Origin of the sequence: Pseudomonas sp. Z8(2022) (genome assembly GCF_025837155.1) — a bacterium.
In the GTDB taxonomy this organism is placed as follows: Bacteria; Pseudomonadota; Gammaproteobacteria; order Pseudomonadales; family Pseudomonadaceae; genus Aquipseudomonas.
Genome location: NZ_CP107549.1, coordinates 3,127,809 through 3,147,413 on the forward strand (window position 1 = coordinate 3,127,809; position 19,605 = coordinate 3,147,413).

20 protein-coding genes are annotated in these 19,605 nt (G+C 62.7%); 10 read left to right on the forward strand and 10 right to left on the reverse strand.

Annotated elements, in window-relative coordinates; all coding sequences use genetic code 11:
• Positions 1 to 190: 190 nt before the first annotated feature.
• Positions 191 to 1,435 (forward strand): OprD family porin, encoded by a 1,245-nt coding sequence (locus OEG79_RS14920; protein ID WP_264145762.1) that lies wholly within the window; start codon positions 191 to 193, stop codon positions 1,433 to 1,435.
• A gap of 131 nt (positions 1,436 to 1,566) precedes the next feature.
• Here the strand turns inward: OEG79_RS14920 and OEG79_RS14925 are convergent, their stop codons facing one another.
• A complete protein-coding gene (locus tag OEG79_RS14925; protein WP_264145763.1) occupies positions 1,567 to 2,694 on the reverse strand; it encodes a M14-type cytosolic carboxypeptidase in 1,128 nt (375 codons plus the stop codon).
• Positions 2,695 to 2,846: 152 nt separating this feature from the next.
• Here OEG79_RS14925 and OEG79_RS14930 point away from each other — a divergent pair, with 152 nt between their 5' ends.
• Positions 2,847 to 3,377: a tetratricopeptide repeat protein gene (locus OEG79_RS14930; RefSeq protein ID WP_264145764.1), complete on the forward strand. Its 531-nt coding sequence runs from the start codon at positions 2,847 to 2,849 to the stop codon at positions 3,375 to 3,377.
• Positions 3,378 to 3,440: 63 nt separating this feature from the next.
• Here the strand turns inward: OEG79_RS14930 and OEG79_RS14935 are convergent, their stop codons facing one another.
• On the reverse strand, positions 3,441 to 4,157 hold the full coding sequence (locus OEG79_RS14935; protein WP_264145765.1) for a UTRA domain-containing protein: 717 nt from the start codon (positions 4,155 to 4,157) through the stop codon (positions 3,441 to 3,443).
• A 319-nt stretch (positions 4,158 to 4,476) separates the two neighbouring features.
• Here OEG79_RS14935 and OEG79_RS14940 point away from each other — a divergent pair, with 319 nt between their 5' ends.
• The 6 genes from OEG79_RS14940 (at position 4,477) to OEG79_RS14965 (ending at position 9,875) form a co-directional block, all read left to right on the forward strand.
• Positions 4,477 to 5,535, forward strand: a complete 1,059-nt coding sequence (locus OEG79_RS14940; protein WP_264145766.1) for an ABC transporter substrate-binding protein — start codon at positions 4,477 to 4,479, stop codon at positions 5,533 to 5,535.
• A gap of 277 nt (positions 5,536 to 5,812) precedes the next feature.
• Complete coding sequence (locus OEG79_RS14945) at positions 5,813 to 6,619, forward strand: alkaline phosphatase family protein (protein WP_264145767.1); 807 nt, start codon at positions 5,813 to 5,815, stop codon at positions 6,617 to 6,619.
• A complete protein-coding gene (locus OEG79_RS14950) occupies positions 6,616 to 7,458 on the forward strand; it encodes an ABC transporter permease (RefSeq protein ID WP_220804703.1) in 843 nt (280 codons plus the stop codon). The genes OEG79_RS14945 and OEG79_RS14950 overlap by 4 nt, the downstream gene beginning before the upstream one ends.
• The gene (locus OEG79_RS14955) at positions 7,445 to 8,239 is read left to right on the forward strand and encodes an ABC transporter permease (protein ID WP_072422732.1); all 795 of its coding nucleotides are present in this window, start codon (positions 7,445 to 7,447) and stop codon (positions 8,237 to 8,239) included. Before OEG79_RS14950 ends, OEG79_RS14955 begins: the two co-directional genes overlap by 14 nt.
• Entirely contained in the window at positions 8,236 to 9,222 is a 987-nt protein-coding gene (locus tag OEG79_RS14960; RefSeq protein ID WP_264145768.1) for an ABC transporter ATP-binding protein, read from the forward strand. The genes OEG79_RS14955 and OEG79_RS14960 overlap by 4 nt, the downstream gene beginning before the upstream one ends.
• The gene (locus OEG79_RS14965) at positions 9,222 to 9,875 is read left to right on the forward strand and encodes an HAD family hydrolase (protein WP_264145769.1); all 654 of its coding nucleotides are present in this window, start codon (positions 9,222 to 9,224) and stop codon (positions 9,873 to 9,875) included. Before OEG79_RS14960 ends, OEG79_RS14965 begins: the two co-directional genes overlap by 1 nt.
• Before the next feature lie 41 nt (positions 9,876 to 9,916).
• Here the strand turns inward: OEG79_RS14965 and OEG79_RS14970 are convergent, their stop codons facing one another.
• Positions 9,917 to 10,771 (reverse strand): LysR substrate-binding domain-containing protein, encoded by an 855-nt coding sequence (locus OEG79_RS14970; protein WP_264145770.1) that lies wholly within the window; start codon positions 10,769 to 10,771, stop codon positions 9,917 to 9,919.
• Positions 10,772 to 10,914: 143 nt separating this feature from the next.
• Here OEG79_RS14970 and OEG79_RS14975 point away from each other — a divergent pair, with 143 nt between their 5' ends.
• Positions 10,915 to 11,757: a bifunctional allantoicase/(S)-ureidoglycine aminohydrolase gene (locus OEG79_RS14975; protein WP_264145771.1), complete on the forward strand. Its 843-nt coding sequence runs from the start codon at positions 10,915 to 10,917 to the stop codon at positions 11,755 to 11,757.
• A 57-nt stretch (positions 11,758 to 11,814) separates the two neighbouring features.
• On the opposite strand, the gene ahpF is transcribed toward OEG79_RS14975, so the two are convergent.
• From ahpF to OEG79_RS14990, 3 genes are all read right to left on the reverse strand, one after another.
• Positions 11,815 to 13,371, reverse strand: coding sequence for an alkyl hydroperoxide reductase subunit F (gene ahpF, locus OEG79_RS14980; protein ID WP_264145772.1), 1,557 nt, complete (start codon positions 13,369 to 13,371; stop codon positions 11,815 to 11,817).
• Between the two features lie 137 nt (positions 13,372 to 13,508).
• Positions 13,509 to 14,072: an alkyl hydroperoxide reductase subunit C gene (gene ahpC, locus OEG79_RS14985; protein WP_264145773.1), complete on the reverse strand. Its 564-nt coding sequence runs from the start codon at positions 14,070 to 14,072 to the stop codon at positions 13,509 to 13,511.
• Positions 14,073 to 14,225: 153 nt separating this feature from the next.
• Positions 14,226 to 15,188, reverse strand: a complete 963-nt coding sequence (locus OEG79_RS14990; protein ID WP_264145774.1) for a zinc-binding dehydrogenase — start codon at positions 15,186 to 15,188, stop codon at positions 14,226 to 14,228.
• A 128-nt stretch (positions 15,189 to 15,316) separates the two neighbouring features.
• Here OEG79_RS14990 and OEG79_RS14995 point away from each other — a divergent pair, with 128 nt between their 5' ends.
• Positions 15,317 to 17,401 (forward strand): carboxy terminal-processing peptidase, encoded by a 2,085-nt coding sequence (locus tag OEG79_RS14995; RefSeq protein WP_264145775.1) that lies wholly within the window; start codon positions 15,317 to 15,319, stop codon positions 17,399 to 17,401.
• Positions 17,402 to 17,629: 228 nt separating this feature from the next.
• On the opposite strand, the gene OEG79_RS15000 is transcribed toward OEG79_RS14995, so the two are convergent.
• The 4 genes from OEG79_RS15000 to OEG79_RS15015 form a co-directional block, all read right to left on the reverse strand.
• Positions 17,630 to 18,115 carry a sel1 repeat family protein gene (locus OEG79_RS15000; protein WP_264145776.1) on the reverse strand — a complete coding sequence of 162 codons (486 nt, stop codon included), beginning with the start codon at positions 18,113 to 18,115 and terminating at the stop codon, positions 17,630 to 17,632.
• Complete coding sequence (locus OEG79_RS15005; protein ID WP_264145777.1) at positions 18,108 to 18,473, reverse strand: hypothetical protein; 366 nt, start codon at positions 18,471 to 18,473, stop codon at positions 18,108 to 18,110. Before OEG79_RS15005 ends, OEG79_RS15000 begins: the two co-directional genes overlap by 8 nt.
• Complete coding sequence (locus OEG79_RS15010) at positions 18,470 to 18,793, reverse strand: helix-turn-helix domain-containing protein (protein ID WP_264145778.1); 324 nt, start codon at positions 18,791 to 18,793, stop codon at positions 18,470 to 18,472. Before OEG79_RS15010 ends, OEG79_RS15005 begins: the two co-directional genes overlap by 4 nt.
• Before the next feature lie 199 nt (positions 18,794 to 18,992).
• Positions 18,993 to 19,436 (reverse strand): YkvA family protein, encoded by a 444-nt coding sequence (locus OEG79_RS15015; protein WP_264145779.1) that lies wholly within the window; start codon positions 19,434 to 19,436, stop codon positions 18,993 to 18,995.
• Between the last annotated feature and the right edge of the window lie 169 nt (positions 19,437 to 19,605).

Consider the following 19,605-nt stretch of genomic DNA (forward strand, 5'->3'; position numbering starts at 1 on the left):
CGCCTGCTCGACACCCATCGCCGCCACACGCCATCGACCCGGATTCGCCGGAGGCTGAAACCAGCCACCGGCAATGACCGGTCAGGTTCGGCCGGACAGCCCCGCGGGGCAACCAACACCTTCTCCACTATGCCGGCTGCCAACAGGCCGGCAGGGGATGGTTCGTTCAAAAAATGGGAGCACAACAACAATGACCGCACGCAACATCGTTCCACTGGCTCTGCTCGGCAGCACCGCCCTGGCATTGGTTATGCCGACCGCCACGCACGCTGCCGGCTTCGTCGAAGACGCCAAGGTCACCCTCGGCCTGCGCAACTACTATTTCAACCGCAACTTCCTCAACCAGACCCAGGGCGGTCAGGGCCAGGCAGCCGAATGGACCCAGAGCTTCATTCTCGATGCTCGCTCCGGTTACACCCAGGGCACCGTTGGTTTCGGTCTCGATGTACTGGGCCTGTACGCGGTCAAGCTCGACGGCGGACGTGGCACCACCGGTAGCGGCCTGCTGCCGACTCATGACGATGGGCGTGCCGCCGACGATTACGGCCGTGCTGCCGTCGCCGCCAAGGCCAAGTTCTCCAAAACCGAGTTGAAGGTCGGCGAATGGTTCGCCGTGCTGCCGATCCTGCGTGCCGATGACGGTCGTGCGCTGCCGCAAACCTTCCAGGGCGCACAGCTGACTTCCAACGAGATCGACGATCTGACCCTGTATGGCGGTCAGTTCTGGAAGAACAGCCAGCGTAACGACGCCAGCCGCGAAGAGATGTCGTTCAACGGCATCGATGGCGATGATTTCAACTTCGCCGGTGGCGAATACCGCTTCAACGGCAACAACACCATGGTCGGCGTCTGGCACGCGCGCCTGGAAGACGTCTACAAGCAGAGCTTCGTGCAGCTGACTCACAGCCAGCCGGTGGGCGACTGGGTACTGGGTGCCAACCTCGGCTACTTCAATGGCAAGGAAGAAGGCGCGGCCAAGGCCGGTGAGCTGGAGAACAAGGTCTATCAGGCAGCGCTCAGCGCCAAAACCGGCAACAACACCTTCATGGTCGCCTACCAGAAGCTCAGCGGTGATACCAAGTTCCTGCGCATCGACGGCGCCAGCGGCGGCACCCTGGTCAACGACGGCTTCACCTCCAGCTTCGACAACCCGGAAGAGCGTTCCTGGCAGATCCGTCATGACTACAACTTCGCCGGCCTCGGCATTCCGGGCCTGACCCTGATGAACCGCTACACCAGCGGCTCCAACATCCACACCGGCGGTCGCACCGATGCCGAGGAATGGACCCGTGAGTCGGAGCTGGCCTACACCTTCCAGGAAGGCACGCTGAAGAACCTCAGCGTTCGCTGGCGCAACTCCGACGTGCGCCGCGATGTCGGCACCGACGCCCACGAGAACCGTCTGATCATCAACTACCCGCTGTCGATCCTGTAATACCGGACGCTTCACTACGTCCTATTGACTCCTGTGTGTTAACGGCACTTATGCCCGTCCTCGCGACGGGCTTTTTTTGTCTACTCCTTGTGCCTTTTGCAGCACCACCGCGGATCGAATATGGCTGCGACTCAGCGCAGCCGCCCGACCATCTGCGCCAGCACCGTCAGCACGTCCTGCCCCAGCTTCTGCGAACGCGCGCCGTTCCAGCCGGTGCGTGGCTGCGGGTTGTCGTCGTGATCCTTGAACGGCATCTCGATGGTGAACGCCAGACAATCGAAGGCCTGGCCAACGGCGTTGCACGCCAGAGTCAGGTTGGCCTTGCCCGGTTCATCGCGCGGATAACCGAAGCGGGTCTGAAATTCCGCACCGATCCCCACCAGACGGTTGCGGAAGTCCTCCTCCAGCTCGGCCAAACGCGGTGTATAACCCGGGTTGCCCTCACAGCCGGCAGTGAACACATGAGGAATTTCCTCATCGCCATGGATATCGAGAAACAGGTCGACACCGATGCGCTGCATATGTTGCAGCACGAACAGCACTTCCGGGCTGCGCTCTGAGCTGGCCGACTGCCAGGCGCGATTGAGGTCCTGCCCGGCGTAATTGGTGCGCAGATGCCCCCGACAGGCACCGTCCGGGTTCATGTTCGGCACCAGATAGAACTCGGCCTCACGCAGCAGGGCAGCGACCTCGGCATCCTGCGGATTCTGCAGGCGCTCGATCAGCCCCTCCATGAACCATTCGGCCATGTGCTCACCGGGATGCTGCTGGGCGATGATCCACAGCTTGCGCGCCGCGCCAGCCTGACCAGCGATACGCAGCAGCTGAATATCGCGCCCCTCCAGGCTACGCCCACAGGCCACCAGCTCGGCGCCACGTTCCAGCGCCCTGGCGATCAGGCGCTCATGCCGCGCCCGCGGGTAAGGCTCGAAATAGGCGAAGCGCACGCTCTGCTGCTCGGCCTGCAGGCGGAAATGCAGTTGACCGTCCTGATAACGGGTGGGCACGCGAAACCAGTCCTGCTGATCGTAACTGGCCACGGCCTGGTAACCGTCCCAGGCATGGCTGTAGGCCGACTGCCCGGCATTGGTCAGGCAGAAGCCGTATTCTTGGCCGGGCTGCAGGCCATCGACCTGAAAGTGGAACCACTGAAAGTGATGACTGTTGAGGTCCGGGCGCATGGCCAGCAACACCTGTTGCGGGTCACTGGCGTCGATGACCTGGATATTGCCGCTGTCGAAATCCGCACTGATCTTCATGGCTGCCTCTTGAGCGAAATCAGTGCTCAGGATTGCAGCTCATGACGCCAGTGTGAAGTCGGCACTGCACGGAAGAAGCAGAGCGAACTAAGGTGAGCGTGGCAGGCCTAACAGCAACTTGCCTCGTTTTCTCGCTCAGGGAGCCCACCGCCATGCCCAATCCACGGAACCTGCTTCACGCTACCACCGCCCTGCTTGCGCTCGTCCTGCTGGCAGGCTGCGCCGGACGTGAGCCTGCCACCGACGAGTCCGGCCAGCAGGCCGAATACCCCGTCACCCAGACCGAACAGGATCAGCTGCGCGAACAGGCCCAGCGTGGCGATCTGGACAGTCAGTTTCAGCTCGGCAGCAGCTACTTCGTCGGCCAACCCGAGAAGAACCTCAGGCAGGCCGAGTACTGGTGGAAGCAGGCCGCCGACAAGGGCCACGCCATGGCCGCGGTAAGCCTGGCCTACCTCTATACGGGGCGTGACGCGCCGGAGTTCGCCAACCAGCGCGACATGCTCAAGTACCTCAACCAGTCAGCCGCTGCGGGCAACCCCATGGCCCAGCATGTACTGGGCAATCTCTACCGTCGCGGTGAGGGCGGCGTCCCGCGTGATCCCGACCAGGCCCAGCGTCTGTACCAGAGTGCCTGCCAGCAGAATTACGAGCCGTCCTGCACGGCGCTGGGCCGCCAGTAGGTCGGAGTTCCAGTCTCAGAGCCGGAGCCTTTCCGCCATGCATGGGCACGGTGGCGACGCCCTCTACTCGGGGACTTCGACACTGACGTGAATGGCGTCGTGGCGCCAGAACTCCAGGTCGCAATCGATGATGCGCCCGTGCTGGTCACGGTTGACCCGGGTGATGCGCAGCGCCGGGCTGCCGGGCGCCACGCGGAGGCTGGCGGCTGCTTCGGCATGCAGGGCGGTGGGCACCATGTCGAAACGCACACGGCCATAGCGAATGCCATATTCGTCGGCATAGAGGTCGGTCAGCGAGCGTGTCAGGTCGAATTCGAGAATGCCGGGAAAGTAGGCGGGGTTGAGGTAGTGCTCGACATACAGCACCAGGCGCCCGTCGATGCGCCGCGCCCGGCACACCTGATAGACGCTGGACAGCGCCGGCAACGCCAGCACCTGACAGATCTGCGCACTGGCCGGTATCAGCCGTGCGCTGAGAACCTCGGTTGCCGGCACCCGCCCCTGCCCGGCGACCATGGCGTGGAAGTGGGTACGAACCAGAGGGTTGTAGGCCACCCGCGCGGGTGAAACGAACCAGCCACGGCGCTCCTCGCGGTAGACCAGCCCTTGCGCCTCCAACTGCCCCAGGGCCTCACGCAGGGTGATGCGCGTGGTGTCGAACAATTCGCTGAGCTTGCGCTCGGCCGGCAGCTTGCTGCCGGAGGGCAGCAATCCACGGTCGATCTGCTCCTGCAGGGCGCGGCAGATCACGGTGACGGCCCGAGGCGCTTCTTCGCGCATCAATTTCTCCCCTTTTGGACTAGTCCAGCCCCATGACAGGGCAAAAATCGCTCGCCCGGACGGGTTACAAGACTAGGCAGTCTAGATGACTGATCGATGACAGCTATGCTGCAAGCACGGCGCATGCCACCGTTCACCGCTCTCGCCGCCCCCGCAAATCAACTACTTATCCATGGTCTACGCTTGTGAAGCGCACCGACCGGTTACGCCCAGACATCTGCCAGCTGGGGCCGGACATGAAACTGTCATCGAAGGTGCCTAGATTGGCTCGGGTATTGCTGATCTAGACCAACACTCTCTCACTGCAAAGGAGTTTCCGATGAAACAACTGCTGCTGGCTTCACTGATGGGCTCTGCCATTGCCCTGGCGACCTCCGCCATGGCCGAAGGTACCGACCTGGAGGCACTGGAAAAGGCTGCACGCGCCGAAGGTGCGGTCAATAGCGTGGGGATGCCCGACAGTTGGGCCAACTGGAAAGACACCTGGGCCGACCTGGCCAGGCTCTACGGCCTCAAGCATCAGGACACCGACATGAGCTCGGCGCAGGAAATCGCCAAGTTCGCCGCCGAGAAGGATAACGCCACCGCCGATATCGGCGATGTCGGCGCCGCCTTCGGCCCCATCGCCGTGCAGCAGGGCGTGACTCAGCCGTACAAGCCGAGCACCTGGGATCAGATTCCGGACTGGGCCAAGGATCAGGACGGCCACTGGTTGCTCGCCTACACCGGCTCGATCGCCTTCATCGTCAACAAGCAACTGGTCAAGGACGTGCCACGCTCCTGGGCCGACCTCAAGACCGGCACCTACAAGGTCGCCGCCGGTGACGTCAGCACCGCCGCACAGGCCACCAACGGTGTACTGGCTGCGGCCATTGCTCTGGGCGGTAACGAAAGCAACATCCAGCCTGCTCTGGACCTGTACGCGGACCTGGCCAAACAGCGCCGCCTGTCGCTGGCCAACCCGACCATCCAGACCCTGGAGAAAGGCGAGGTGGAAGTCGGCGTGGTGTGGGACTTCAACGGTCTGTCCTACCGCGACCAGATCGACCCCGAGCGCTTCGAGGTGCTGATCCCGTCCGATGGCTCGGTGATCTCCGGCTACAGCACCATCATCAACAAATGGGCGAAGAACCCCAATGCGGCCAAACTGGCCCGCGAGTACATCCTCAGCGACGCCGGCCAGATCAACCTGGCCAAGGGTCACGCCCGTCCGATCCGCGCCGAGCATATCGACATGCCGGCCGAGGTACAGGCCAAGCTGCTGCCGCAGGAGCAGTACGCCAAGGTTCAGCCGGTCAAGGACGCCGCTGCCTGGGAAGCCACCTCCAAAGCCCTGCCGCGCCTTTGGCAGGAGCACGTGATCATCAACATGAACTGATGCGCGCCTCCCCGTCATTGATTTGTAGTCCGGATGAAATCCGAGGGTATGTTCACATAAGAGTGACTGAACACGATCAGTCCCCTCGCCCCTCAGGGGAGAGGGTTAGGGAGAGGGGAAAACGGGCGACCTCGCTATGTTCTGCCCTCTCCCCCAGCCCCTCTCCCATAAATGGGAGAGGGGAGCTGATCGCGCACAGGTTAAGTGAGTAGCGTCAGGGGCAATTGCAGAAAATGCCCCGGATTGCATCCGGGCTACGACCGAACGAGAGAAATCCATGAAGCACAACGTCATCCTGGTGGTACTGGATGGCCTGAGCTATCAGGTGGCCCAGCACGCGCTGGGCCACCTGTTGGCTTACTGCCAGGCCGGACGCGCCGTGCTGTACAAGCTCGACTGCGCACTGCCGGCACTGTCCCGCCCGCTCTATGAATGCATCCTCACCGGCGTGCCGCCCATCGAAAGCAGCATCGTGCACAACGATGTGGTGCGCCTGTCGAATCAGCGCAGCGTCTTCCATTACGCCCGTGATGCCGGTCTGACGACAGCCGCCGCGGCCTATCACTGGGTCAGCGAACTGTACAACCGAGCGCCCTTCCAGGCCGCACGCGACCGCCACACCAGTGACGAGTCGCTGCCAATCCAGCACGGCCACTTCTATTACGCCGACCACTATCCGGATTCGCACCTGTTCGCCGATGCCGACAGCCTGCGCCAGCGCTACCAGCCGAACCTCTTGCTGGTGCACCCGATGAACATCGACGACGCCGGCCACAAGCATGGCCTCGACAGTCCGCAGTACCGCAACTCGGCGCGCATGGCCGACGTATTGCTGGCCGAATACATCCAGACCTGGCTCGACGCCGGCTACCAGATCCTGGTGACGGCCGACCATGGCATGAATGCCGACCGCAGCCACAACGGCCTGCTGCCGGAAGAGCGCGAAGTGCCGCTGATCGTCATCGGCGATGCCTTCAGCCTCGATCCGGCAGCCCGCCCGCAGCAGACCGAGCTATGCGGCACAGTCTGCCAGCTGCTCGGCGTGGCCCATGACAAACCCTGGTGCAGAGAGTTGCTCGCATGAAGTCGTCCATCTCCAGCAAGGGCTGGGCACTGCTGTGCCTGGTGCCCTTCGCCGTGTTCTTCTTCGCCTTCCAGATCGCGCCGCTGGCTTGGGTGGCGAGCAACAGCCTGAACACCAGCGCCGGCTGGGGCCTGGGCAACTTCCAGCAGGCCTTTTCCTCGCCCTTCTACCGCCAGGCCATGCGCCACAGCCTGGAAGTTGCCTTCTGGTCGAGCCTGTTCGGCATCGTCATCGCCATCATCGGCAGCTATTCGTTGCGCCAGGTCAGCAGCCGCCTGCGCGATTTCGTCATGGCCTTCTCCAACATGACCAGCAACTTCTCCGGCGTGCCGCTGGCCTTCGCCTTCATCATCCTGCTCGGCTTCAATGGCGCGCTGACCATCCTGCTCAAGCAGATGGGCGTGATCGAGGACTTCAACCTCTATTCCAAGACCGGTCTGATCGTTCTCTACACCTACTTCCAGATTCCGCTGGGCGTGCTGCTGCTCTACCCGGCCTTCGACGCCCTGCGTGAAGACTGGCGCGAGTCGGCCGAGCTGCTCGGCGCCAGCAACTGGCAGTTCTGGCGCCACATCGGCCTGCCGGTGCTGACCCCGGCGCTGCTCGGCACCTTCGTCATCCTGCTGGCCAATGCACTCGGCGCCTACGCCACGGTGTATGCGCTGACTACCGGCAACTTCAACATCCTGCCGATCCGTATCGCTGCGATGGTCTCCGGCGACATCTTCCTCGACCCGAACATGGCCAGCGCACTGGCGATGGTGCTGGTCGGCCTGATGACCCTGATCACCATCGTCCACCAATGGCTGCTGCGCCGGAGCTACCATGTCGCCCGCTGAAAAACGCTCGCCGCTGTTCCACCAGCTGGTGGTCTACCTGCTGTTTCTGATCCTGCTGCTGCCGCTGCTCGGCACCCTGGTGTATTCGCTGTCCACCAGCTGGTCGGCAACCATCCTGCCCAGCGGATTCACCTTCAAGTGGTACGTGGCGCTGTGGAGCGATGCGCGCTTTCTCGCCGCCTTCGGCCGCTCGCTGCTGGTGTGCTTCGGCGCCCTGGCCCTGGCGCTACTGCTGATCCTGCCGCTGCTGTTCGTGGTCAACTACCACTTCCCCAAGCTCGATGGCGTGATGAACGTGCTGATCCTGCTGCCGTTCGCCATTCCGCCGGTGGTGTCCTCGGTGGGCCTGATGCAGCTGTTCGCCGCCGGCCCGCTGCCGATCCTGGGTACACCGTGGATCCTCATCGGCTGCTACTTCACCATCGCACTGCCCTTCATGTACCGGGCGATCACCAACAACCTGCAGGCGATCAACCTGCGCGATCTGATGGATGCCGCCCACCTGCTCGGTGCCAGCACCTGGCGCGCGGCGTTCATGGTGGTGCTGCCGAATCTGCGCAAGGGCCTCATGGTTTCGGTGTTCCTGTCCTTCAGCTTCCTGTTCGGCGAGTTCGTCTTCGCCAACCTGCTGGTGGGTAGCCGCTACGAGACACTGCAGGTGTACCTGTACAACATGCGCAACGACAGCGGCCATTTCACCAGCGCCCTGGTGATCTCCTATTTCATGTTCGTGCTGCTGATGACCTGGGCAGCCAACCGCCTGAACAAGGACAAGTCATGAGTTTTCTGCATATCCGTAACCTGCACAAAAGCTACGGTCCGACGACGATTTTCACCGACATCAACATCGAGATCGGCCAGGGCCAGTTCATCACCCTGCTCGGCCCTTCCGGCTGCGGCAAGTCCACCCTGCTGCGCTGCATCGCCGGTCTGACGGCGGTAGACAGCGGACAGATCCTTCTCGACGGCCAGGATCTGGTACCGATGCCGCCGCAGAAACGCGGCATCGGCATGGTGTTCCAGAGCTATGCGCTGTTCCCCAACATGACCGTGACACAGAACGTCGCCTTCGGCCTGCGCATGCAGAAGGTGCCTGGCGCCGAAGCCAGCAAGCGGGTCGCCGAAGCACTGGAACTGGTGGAGCTGAACGACTATGCCGCGCGCTATCCGCACCAGCTTTCCGGCGGTCAGTGCCAGCGCGTGGCCCTCGCCCGCTCCCTGGTTACCCGCCCGCGCCTGCTGCTGCTCGACGAGCCGCTATCGGCGCTGGATGCGCGCATCCGCAAGCACCTGCGTGAACAGATTCGCGCGATCCAGCGCGAGCTGGGCCTGACCACCATTTTCGTCACCCACGACCAGGAAGAAGCCCTGGTGCTGTCCGACCGCATCGTGCTGATGAACGGCGGCCAGATCGTCCAGAGCGGCGACGCCGAAACCCTCTACACCGCGCCGGCCGATGCATTTGCTGCCGGCTTCATCGGCAACTACAACCTGCTCGACGCCGAGGCTGCCAGCCGTCTGCTGCAGCGCCCGGTGAACAGCCGCGTGGCAATTCGCCCGGAGGCCATCCAGATCGGCGGCCTCGGCATCGAAGGCACCATCCTCAGCCATAGCCTGCTGGGCAACGTCGTGCGTTACCGGGTCGAGGCGCGCGGCGTCGAACTGCTGGTAGACGTGCTCAACCGCTGCGCCGCCGACCTGCACCGCGACGGACAGAGCGTCAGCCTGGCCATCGGCGCCGATGCGATCCGGGAGGTGGCGTAATGGCCCTGGCGATTTTCGACCTCGACGAGACGCTGATCCACGGCGACTGCGCGAGTCTGTGGACACTGGAAATGGTGAAGATCGGCTGGGCCGATGGTGAATCCTTCATCGCCCACGAGCAGGAGCTGATGCGCCAGTACTCCGCCGGCACCCTGGCCATGGAGGATTATATGGCCTTCACCCTGTCGCCGCTGGTCGGTCGAACGCCCGAGGAAGTCGCCCATGTGGTCGAACCCTTCGTCGAGGACGTGATCGAGCCGATCTTCTACAGCGACGCCAGCCGCACTCTCGCCGCGCATCGCGCCGCCGGCGACCGCCTGCTGGTGATCTCTGCCTCGGCGCATTTCCTGGTCAGCGCCATCGCCGAACGCTTCGGCATCGACGAGGTGCTGGCCATCGACCTTGAGCAGCAGCACGGCTTCTATACCGGGCGCACCCAGGGCGTACTGACCTACCGCGAGGGCAAGGTAATCCGCCTGCAAAACTGGCTGGCCGAGCAAGGGGAGAGTCTGGACGGCGCCAGCTTCTATTCCGATTCACGCAATGACCTGCCCTTGCTGCAGCTGGTGGACAAGCCCTTCACCGTCAATCCCGATTCAACCCTGCGCGCCCATGCCGAACAGGCCGGCTGGCCGATACTCAGCTGGAGCTGAAGGGCGTGCCGAGCACATCTCCAGCGCAGCTCGGCGCTGCCTCATCCGCCCATGATTCCTTCGCAGGCCTCGATCAACGCCGCAGCCAGTTCCCGCGCATAGCCGGGCAACTGGTTGCGTGCGTGCAGCGCCACTTCCACCGGGGCTACCGGGGCGAAGCCTTCGGCCTCGCCCAATTCACGATGCGCGGCGGTGATCAGCCGGCGCGGCAACAGAGTCAGTCCCAGACCGCCCTCGGCCGCGGCGCTGACACCGGGCAAACTGCTGCTGACATAGGCGATGCGCCAGGGCTTGCCCATGGCATCCAGCGCGTGCGTCATTTCCAGGCGATACAGCCCGTTGGGCGGAAACACCGCCAGCGGCACCGGGTTGCGCACCAGCACCGGACGCGCACGGCTGTCCAGCCAGGCCACCGGCTCCGCCCAGCTGGCCAGCCCCTTGGCGCTACCGGCGCGCTGTTTGATCAACGCCAGGTCCAGTTCGCCCGCATTGAACGCGCGCCATACGTCATGGCTGAGGCCACTGGTGATCTCCAGACGAATGCCCGGATGCGCATCGGCGAAATCGGCCAGGTAGGGGGTCAGGCTGTTGGCGGCGAAATCATCCGGCACGCCGAGACGCACCTCCCCCTCCACCGCGCTCTGCCCAAGTGCCAGCATCGCTTCGTCCATCAGCGCGACGATGCGGTTGGCATAACCCAGCAGGCGCTCGCCTTCGGTAGTGGTCACCACATAGCGGCCACTGCGGTCGAGCAACTCGGCGCCAAGTTGCTCTTCCAGACGCCGTACCTGCTGACTGACCGTCGACTGCGTCAGGTGCAGGCTGGCCGCTGCACGGGTGAAACCACCAGTCTGCACCACGGTGAGAAAACTGCGTAACAGCACAGGATCAAGCATGTCGCCACCCATCATGAAATCCACTGATAGGCATTCTACTATTTAATTTCCGAATCCATGCACAAGTTCCTATAGTGCATGGGAGTCAATTTTCCGCGCCGGGACCGATCCCTGCGCCATTCACCCGCCGAGGCAATCTCTCGATGAGCAAATCGCCCTACTATTACGCCCCGCATGGCGGTCACCCGGGTCAGGAACAGCTGCTGACCGACCGCGCCATGTTCACCGAAGCCTACGCCGTGATCCCCAAAGGCGTGATGCGTGACATCGTCACCAGCCACCTGCCGTTCTGGGACAACATGCGCATGTGGGTCATCGCCCGCCCGCTGACCGGCTTCGCCGAAACCTTTTCGCAGTACATCGTCGAAGTCGGCCCGAACGGCGGCAGCGAAAAGCCCGAGCTGGACCCGACCGCCGAAGGCGTGATCTTCGTCGTCGAAGGCACCTGCGACCTGACCCTCAACGGCACCCAGCACGCCCTGCGTCCGGGCAGCTACGCCTTCATCCCGCCGCAAAGCGACTGGTCACTGCGCAACAACGGCAGCGAAGCCGTACGTTTCCACTGGCTGCGCAAGGCCTACCAGCCGGTAGAAGGCGTGCCCTACCCGGAAGCCTTCGTCACCCACGAGCAGGACATCGAACCGATCGTCATGCCAGGCACCGAAGGCCGCTGGAGCACCACACGCTTCGTCGAAATCAGCGACATGCGCCATGACATGCACGTCAACATCGTCAACTTCGAGCCGGGCGGCGTGATCCCCTTCGCCGAGACCCACGTCATGGAGCACGGCCTGTACGTACTGGAAGGCAAGGCGGTGTATCGCCTGAACCAGGACTGGGTCGAAGTGGAAGCCGGCGACTTCATGTGGCTACGCGCCTTCTGCCCGCAAGCCTGCTATGCCGGCGGTCCGGGTCGCTTCCGCTACCTGCTGTACAAGGATGTGAACCGTCAGATGCCGCTGACCCTGGGCGGCCTGAAACGCTGAAGCCGCACATGAAAAAGGCCATCCCTCGGGATGGCCTTTTTCGTTGCAGCGAGTCGATCAGCTGTTGCGGATCAGGTGATCGAAGGCAGAGAGCGATGCCTTGGCACCTTCGCCTACGGCGATCACGATCTGCTTGTATGGCACAGTGGTCACGTCACCGGCCGCGAACACGCCGGGGATGTTGGTCTGGCCCTTGGCGTCTACCACGATCTCGCCGAAGCGGTTCAGCTCCACGGTGCCCTTCAGCCAGTCGCTGTTGGGCAGCAGGCCGATCTGCACGAAGATGCCCTCCAGCTCGACGGTGTGCAGCTCCTCGGTGGTGCGGTCCTTGTAGACCAGGCCGGTGACCTTCTGGCCATCACCCTTGACCTCGGTGGTCTGCGCGCTCTTGATCACGGTGACGTTCGGCAGGCTGTTCAGCTTGTTCTGCAGCACCTGGTCGGCGCGCAGGGTGTCGGCGAACTCCAGCAGGGTCACGTGTGCCACGATACCGGCCAGGTCGATGGCCGCTTCGACGCCGGAGTTGCCGCCGCCGATCACCGCCACGCGCTTGCCCTTGAACAGCGGGCCGTCGCAGTGCGGGCAGAAGCACACGCCCTTGGCCTTGTATTCCTGCTCGCCCGGTACGCCCATTTCACGCCAGCGGGCACCGGTGGAGAGGATCACGGTCTTGGCCTTGAGGCTGGCACCGTTGTCGAACTTCACTTCGTGCAGGCCACCTTCGCTGCTGGCCGGAACCAGGGCCGAAGCGCGCTGCAGATTCATGATGTCCACTTCGTATTCGCGGACATGCTCTTCCAGGGCGCGAGCCAATTTCGGACCCTCGGTTTCCTTCACCGAGATGAAGTTCTCGATGGCCATGGTGTCGAGCACCTGACCGCCGAAACGCTCGGCCGCCACGCCGGTACGGATACCTTTACGCGCTGCGTAGATCGCAGCTGCGGCACCAGCCGGGCCACCGCCGACCACCAGCACGTCGAAGGCGTCCTTGGCGGACATTTTCTCGGCATCGCGGTTGGCGGCACCGGTGTCGATTTTGGCGAGGATTTCCTTCACTTCCATACGGCCGGAAGCGAACACCTCACCGTTCAGGTAGACGCTCGGCACGGCCATGATCTGGCGACGCTCGACTTCTTCCTGGAACAGCGCACCGTCGATGGAAACGTTGCGGATATTGGGGTTGAGCACCGCCATCAGATTCAGCGCCTGGACCACGTCCGGGCAGTTCTGGCAGGAGAGCGAGAAATAGGTCTCGAACTCGAACTTGCCTTCGATGCTCTTGATCTGCTCGATGGTTTCGGCATCGAGCTTGGACGGGTGACCGCCCACTTGCAGCAGGGCCAGTACCAGCGAGGTGAACTCGTGGCCCATGGGGATACCGGCAAAGGTAACGCCGATGTTCTCACCCGGGCGGTTCAACGAGAACGAAGGACGACGCGCGTCGTTGCCATCGGTCTTCAGGGTGATCTTGTCGGTCAGACTCACGATGTCCTGGAGCAGACCCAGCAATTCCTGGGATTTTTCGCCGTCATCGAGGGAGGCAACGATCTCGAACGGCAGGCTCACCCTTTCGAGGTAGGCCTTCAATTGGTCTTTAAGATTGGCGTCCAACATGACGGTGATATTCCTCTAGCGAATTTCGGACAAACGAACGCCCGGACGGATTGCGCCCGGGCGTTCGGGCACTTGCGGCTAAGATTCAGCCGTCGAAGCGCAAGGCGGTAGGGGCTCTTCGGCCCCTGGGCAGATCCTTAGATCTTGCCAACCAGGTCCAGCGAGGGAGCCAGGGTCTTGGCGCCTTCTTTCCACTTGGCCGGGCAGACTTCACCCGGGTGAGCGGCGGTGTACTGGGCAGCTTTCAGCTTGCGCAGGGTCTCGGAGACGTCACGGGCGATCTCGTTGGAATGGATTTCCAGAGTCTTGATCACGCCTTCCGGGTTGATGATGAAGGTACCGCGCAGAGCCAGACCTTCTTCAGCGATGTGCACGCCGAAAGCGTTGGTCAGTTGGTGAGTCGGGTCACCGATCAGCGGGAACTGAGCCTTGCCAACGGCCGGCGAAGTTTCGTGCCATACCTTGTGCGAGAAATGGGTGTCGGTGGTAACGATGTAAACCTCGGTACCAGCGGCCTGGAACTCGGCGTAGCTGTTGGCGGCGTCTTCGATTTCGGTCGGGCAGTTGAAGGTGAAGGCAGCCGGCATGAAGATCAGAACGGACCAATGGCCTTTCAGGGATTCTTCGGTGACTTCAATGAACTTGCCGTTGTGGAAAGCGTTGACCTTGAACGGCTGAACTTGAGTATTGATGAGGGACATCTCTGACTCCTTCTGAGGTTTCTGTGAGGGTTGAAATCTACGGTTGCTATATTAGCCACCTAACAAAAAAAAGCTTATTGATTAGTGACATGATATCGATTGAATGCACCAATCGATGATTCAGCCCGCACCACATGCGGGCTGCAGCCTGCCTCAGAGCAGACTGGGGTCGATCAGCAATGCCAGTTTACCCGCGACCTGGTTACCCGCGAGTGCCTCGAACGCCGATTCATGATCTTGGATAGCATAACTACGCTCCAGTTGCGGCTTTAATCGCCCCTCGGCAAAAAGCGGCCACACCTGCTGCTGCAGATCGCGCAGCAGATCGGCCTTGAACTGATCATCACGATTGCGCAGGGTCGAGCCGATCAGCTGGATACGCTTGCCGAGCACCTGAGCCAGGTCCAGCGTGGCCTCGCGTCCGCCCATCAAACCAATATTGACCCAACGCCCGTCACGCGCCAGCAGCTCGAGATTGAGCGCCGCGTATTTGCCCCCGACCGGATCGAGAATCACATCGAACGGGCCGAAATCACGCAATGCCTGCAGATCTTCACCACGCAACGCGCCACCCTGCGCCCCCAGCGTCTCGCAATAGGCCAACCGCTGCGGCGAACCGACGCTAACCCAGCAAGGGCTGCCGAATGCCTTGCACAGCTGGATGGCGGCCGAACCGACACCGCTGGCGCCGGCATGCAGCAGGACCTTTTCACCGGGACGCAGCGCTCCGAGCTGGAACAGATTGAGCCAGGCAGTGGCATATACCTCGGGCACCACCGCCGCCTCGAGCAGACTCAAGCCCTCCGGCACCGGCATGGCATGACGGGCATCGAGCACCACTTCCTCGGCCATACCGCCAGCGGCGAGCAGGCAGCAAACGCGATCCCCCACCTGCCAGGCGCTGCCTGCTCCCACCTCGACGACCACCCCGGAGCATTCCAGGCCCAGCGCCTGGCTGGCACCTGGTGGCGGCGGATAGAGCCCGGCCCGCTGCAGCAGATCCGCCCGGTTGAGCCCGGCAGCCGCTACCTTCACGCGAATCTGCCCTGCATCACAGGACTGGGCCGGTTGCTCCAGCCACTCTGCGCGCCCTTCGACGCCTTGCAATGCCTTCATGCTGCCTCCATAGTGCAAGTGAACCGAGCCCGGCGCTGACCGTCGGGCTTTTGCATAGCGCCAACGGAACCTGGCGCCCTCAGATACGGCCTAATATGCGTTATCACCTGCCACTACGTCGAATCAGCATGAAGCGCTCTCTTGCAAGTACTGCCCTCGCCCTCGTTCTCGGCCTCAGTGCCCTGCCGCTGGCGGCCAAGACCACCACCGTGACCAGTTGGGACTATTTGCAACCGGACCGGGACCAGGTGATCGCCAGCCTCAACGTAGTGGAGCTGCTGCGCCGCCATCACTACAACAAGCCGCCGCTCAACGATGAACGCTCGATCCAGATCTACGACAACTACCTGAAGTTGCTCGATCCGTCTCGCAGCTATTTCACCGCGGCCGATATCAGCGAATTCAACCAGTGGCGCACCAGGTTCGACGATCTGCTGAAAAGCGGCGACCTCGAGCCGGGCTTCACCATCTATCGCCGCCATCTGACCCGCCTGGAAGAGCGCCTGAACTTTGCACTGGCTGAGCTGGGCAAAGGCGTCGACAAGATCGACTTCAGCATCGACGAAGACCTCCAGGTAGACCGCGAGAAAGCCCCATGGGCCAAGGATCGCGCCGAGCTCGACGACCTCTGGCGCAAGCGCGTCAAGGACGAAGTGCTGCGCCTGAAGATCGCCGGCAAGGAAACCAAGGACATCCAGGAGCTGCTGACCAAGCGCTACAAGAACCAGCTGACGCGCCTCAAGCAGACCCGTGGTGAGGACGTGTTCCAGGCCTATATCAATGCCTTCGCCACCACCTACGATCCGCACACCACCTATCTGTCGCCGGACAACGCGGAAAACTTCGACATCAACATGAGTCTGTCGCTCGAAGGCATCGGTGCCGTTCTGCAAAGCGACAACGAGCACGTCAAGGTGGTACGTTTGGTACCGGCCGGCCCGGCCGAGAAGAGCAAGCAGATCGCACCAGCCGACAAGATCGTCGGCGTCGCCCAGGGCAACGATGAAATGGTCGATGTGATCGGCTGGCGCCTGGACGAAGTGGTCAAGCTGATCCGTGGTCCGAAAGGCTCCACTGTACGCCTGGAAGTGATCCCGGCCAGCAACCCGCCCAGCGACCAGACCAGCAAAGTGGTCACCATCACCCGCGAAGCGGTCAAGCTGGAAGAGCAGGCCGCCAAGAAGAAGGTGCTGGAGCTCCAGCACGAAGGTCGTGACTACAAGCTCGGCGTGATCGAACTGCCGGCCTTCTACCTCGACTTCAAGGCCTTCCGCGCTGGTGACCCGAACTACAAGAGCACCACCCGTGACGTCAAACGTCTGCTCGACGAACTGCAGAAGGAGAAGGTCGACGGCGTGGTCATCGACCTGCGCAACAACGGCGGTGGCTCCCTGCAGGAAGCCACCGAGCTGACCAGCCTGTTCATCGAACAAGGGCCCACCGTGCTGGTACGCAACGCCGATGGCCGTGTCGACGTGCTGGCCGACGAGAACAAGGGCGTCTACTACTCGGGCCCGCTGGCCGTGCTGGTCAACCGCCTGTCCGCCTCGGCCTCGGAGATCTTCGCCGGGGCCATGCAGGACTACCACCGCGCGCTGATCCTCGGCGGCCAGACCTTCGGCAAGGGCACGGTGCAGACCATTCAGCCGCTCAACCATGGCGAACTGAAACTGACCCTGGCCAAGTTCTACCGGGTTTCCGGGCAGAGCACCCAGCATCAGGGCGTGATCCCCGACATCCTCTACCCGGACGTCATGGACACCAAGGACATCGGCGAAAGCGCCTTGCCCGCCGCTCTGCCGTGGGACAGCATTCGCCCGGCGATCCAGCCCGAACTGGACCCGATCAAGCCTTTCCTGAGCGAGCTGAAAGCGCGCCATGATCAACGCACGGCCAAGGACCCGGACTTCGTCTTCACCCGCGACCGCCTGACCCTGGCCAAGAAGCTGATGGAGGAAAAAACCGTCAGTCTCAACGAGCAGACCCGCCGCGCTCGTCAGGCCGAGGTCGAAGCCAAGCAGTTGGCCCTGGAAAACAACCGCCGCGTGGCCAAGGGCGAAGAACCGCTCAAGGAACTGGAAAAGGAAGACGAGGATGCACTGCCGGTGGCCGACGAGAAGAGCACGCCGGAAGACGATGCCTACCTCGCAGAAAGCGGACGCATCCTGCTCGACTACCTGGGGCTGAATCCGTCGCTCGCGCTGCACTATTGAGGCGACTTCCAGCCAGCCAATCCTCATCGAACTGTCGTGAAATGAAAGGGCCGGTCAAAACCGGCCCTTTTCGTTTTCCTGCAAGTCGAGAAGGCCATGATAGCCACCTGACAGTTGATCACTGCGACCTCAGGGCCCGTCGTCTCACTCCCGGCCAAGCTGGCTTGAGCAGCCAAACGCCCGACCAGGGCGACACCTCTGCTTACAGCCTCGGTCTGCACGTTCGGCTCAGCGTTCTGAGCGGCGGGCACCCTCTGCCAGCGCGGCGTAACGCTCGGCGGCCAGCGGATCTGCTTGCAAGCCGGGAGCACCCTCGCCATAGAGCTGACTCAGGCGACCAGCCGCCAGTGGGTGCCCGGCAGCCAACGCCATCTCCCACCAGTGCACTGCCTGCACGGCGTCCGGCGCCTGCCGGGTGTCGCCCTGCAGCGCCTGCACGCCCAGCTGGTACGCGGCCTTGCCGTCGCCACCCTGGGCCGCCAGACGCAACAGCCTCAATCCCTCCTCACGCGCGCCAAGACCCTGGCCGCGAAACAGCAGGATATGACCGTAGAAACTCTGCGCCGAGGTGTCGCCCAGGTTGGCCATGCGTCCGTACTGGCCCTGCATCCATTGCCACAATCGTGGCTGGCGCAACGCCGCAGGCCAGTGGAACAGCCGCCGGGCCAACCAGTATCCCAGGCGCGCACGGATCTGCCAGAGCCACCTAGACATCGGCGGGATACTCGAATTCGAACACCCTGGCGACCTCGGCTGCATGCCATGAGGCGGCGGCCACGCCATCGGAAGCGCCACTGAAACGCCCCAGACGCGTCACGCAGTCGAAGAAGCCGGTACGCGGCAGACGACTGGCGCCCTGGCTGATGACCAGGGCGCTGCGCAACGGACGTTCCGCGCGAGCATCCAGCGCGGCCAGATGCTCCAGGGCGGCGGTCAGGGTCTGCATGGCCGGTGTCGGCAGGTCGAGTCGCTCGATCAGCGCACGATAGGTGAGCAGATGACGCTGGCGGCGAGCATCGTCCAACTCGCCCAACAATGCCTGCCAGTGCTGGCGACTGATACGCACGCTCAAGACCAGCCCTCCAGCCCCAGCTCCCAGGCCAGCGAGCGCAGGATGGCAGCATCAGGTTGACGCTCGCCGCTCTCGATCATGGCCAGATAATGAGGGCTAATGCCGACACTGCGTGCCAGTGTTTCCGGGCTCAGGCCCTTGGCTTCGCGTAGCGCCTGCAACTGCGAAAGAGGCGCGCGACTGGCTGCGGGAGCCGGCGCAGATAACATGGCCGCCGCAGCGTCCTGACGGCCCGCCGCCTGCAACAGGGCCTGATAATCGGCCCAGGGCAGCACTGCATATTCCGGTTCGCCGTCACGGGCAATGATTTGCACACTCATGAGTCTCTCCGTTGGAAAGCAGGGACGACGGCCTCGCCCCCTTCCTTGCATGCGGCCATCTTAACAGGCGTCTGCCGCCGGGGCGTCATCCATGCTGCCAGGGTAGCAAGATGTGCTATCGCTTCCCCAGGCATATGACCCCACACGATACTCTCTGGCGGAGATGGCGCAGGATGGCCCGAAATGGCCGAACAAGGCGTCAGGAATGCAGCGGATCGGCCCGCTCCGCAGGCGGTAGCCGTTCGATCAGCTCCATACGCGCCGGGTTCTGCCTGTCACGCCAGGCCCTGAAGGCCTCCAGTTCGCCATGCCAGGTACGCATTACCCAGGCCAGTACGGCCAGATCATCGACAAAGCCAACACCCACCAGCCAGTCGGGAATTGCATCAAGCGGAGCGATGAAGTACAGCAGCGCCGCCACCACCATCAGCAGCGCCTGATTACTGATCTGCCGGTATTCACCCTTGAACCAGGCAATACTGAGCGCACGCAATAGCAGCAGATCCTCCTTGAATTCGGCGAAACGCTGCCCCTGCGGCGTACGCTTGTCAGCCAGCGCGCGCAACAGCTCGGGCAACCTGCCTTCACGAAGAAAACGGGCAGCCAGTGGCAGGTAACGCGCCAATTTCCACGGAGTTTTCATGCGGCCTCCTCGGCAAGCCAGGCACTCTCCGGGCTTGCCTCGCTTATCCACCGAAGCTGTGGATAAATCTGTGCAAATTCTTTCGACAAGCTTATCAAAGCCCCGTGCCATGGGGCCTTGGCTTAGATCGGATATTTTTTATACAGCAAATAAAATCCATGAAAATCAA